General features: G+C 77.0%; 1 protein-coding gene. It reads left to right on the plus strand.

From position 1 onward, the window contains the following. Positions 1 to 197 precede the first annotated feature (197 nt). Positions 198 to 1,337 (plus strand): amidase (locus OZN99_RS31730; protein WP_270939172.1); only part of this gene is annotated, 1,140 nt, incomplete at its 3' end.

Raw genomic sequence — 1,337 nt, forward strand, 5'->3', positions numbered from 1 at the left:
CCCGCGCGCCTCGCTCTCGGCGGCCACCGCAGGCCTCGCGGCGGAGCCGGCGCTGGCGCCATGACCCGCCCCCTGGCCCGCCCCCTGGCCGGCGCGCCAGCCGGCACGCGGCACGGCCGAACCGACCGCCCATTGTATTTCGGCCCCCGCTGCCCCACGGTCGTGCCGGGCACGCGACAAGACCGGGGAGCAGGGTGATGCCGCGGGTGATCGAGGATCGGGTCGGCGCCTTCGTGCCGGGTCCCCGCGTGGAGATCGCCGGCAAGCCCGGCGGCCCGCTCGCGGGGCTGGACTTCGCGGTGAAGGACCTGTTCGACGTCGCCGGCGTCGTGACCACCTACGGCAACCCGGACTGGGCGCGGACCCACCCGCCTGCCGCCGGCACCGCCATCGCGGTTCGCGACCTGCTGCACGCCGGCGCCGACCTGCGCGGCAAGACCAAGACCGTCGAGCTCGCCTACGGCCTGACCGGCGAGAACGTCTGGCACGGCACCCCCACCAACCCCGCCGCGCCGGACCGCTTCCCCGGCGGCTCCTCCTGCGGCTCGGCCGCCGCGGTCGCGGCAGGGCTGGTCGATTTCGCGCTGGGCTCCGACACCGGCGGGTCGGTGCGCATCCCCGCCTCCTATTGCGGGATCTTCGGCATCCGCCCCTCCTGGGGCGCGGTCAGCCTCACCGGCGCCTGCGCGCTCGGCCCGGGCTTCGACACAGCGGGCTGGTTCGCGCGCAGCGCCGCCGTGCTGCAGCGCGTCGGCGAGGTGCTGCTGCCGCCGGGCGGCGAGGGCGAGCTCGGCCCGCTGCTCAAGGTGCAGGAGGCCTGGATCAACGCCGTCCCCGCCACCGCCGCCGCGCTGTCCGGCGCGCTGGGCGCGGCGGAGCGCGTGCTCGGCCCCGCCATGACCGTCAACCTGGTGCCGGAGACGCTGGACCAGCTCTACGAGAACTTCCGCCACGTGCAGGCGGAGGAAGCCTGGACCACCCTCGGCGCCTGGATCGAGGCGACGCAGCCGAAATTCGGCCCGGGCGTCGATACCCGCTTCGCCGCCGCCAAGGCGACCGACCCGGCCAAGGCCGCCGAGGGGCGGCGCTTCCGCGACGCCTTCCGCGCCCGGCTGCGCGCGCTGCTGCAGGGCGGCGCGGTGCTGGCCTACCCCACCTCCCCGGTGCCGGCGCCGCGGCTCGACACCGGGCTCGACGCACAGCAGGCGGTGCGGGAACGCACCATGGGCGTCACCGCCATCGCCGGCCTCGGCGGGCTGTGCGAGGTCTCGATCCCGGCGGGCAAGGCGGAAGGCGCGCCGGTCGGCCTCTCGCTCGTCGCCGCCGCGGGGCGCGAC

Source organism: Falsiroseomonas oryzae (assembly GCF_027856955.1).
Classification (GTDB): Bacteria; Pseudomonadota; Alphaproteobacteria; order Acetobacterales; family Acetobacteraceae; genus Falsiroseomonas; species Falsiroseomonas oryzae.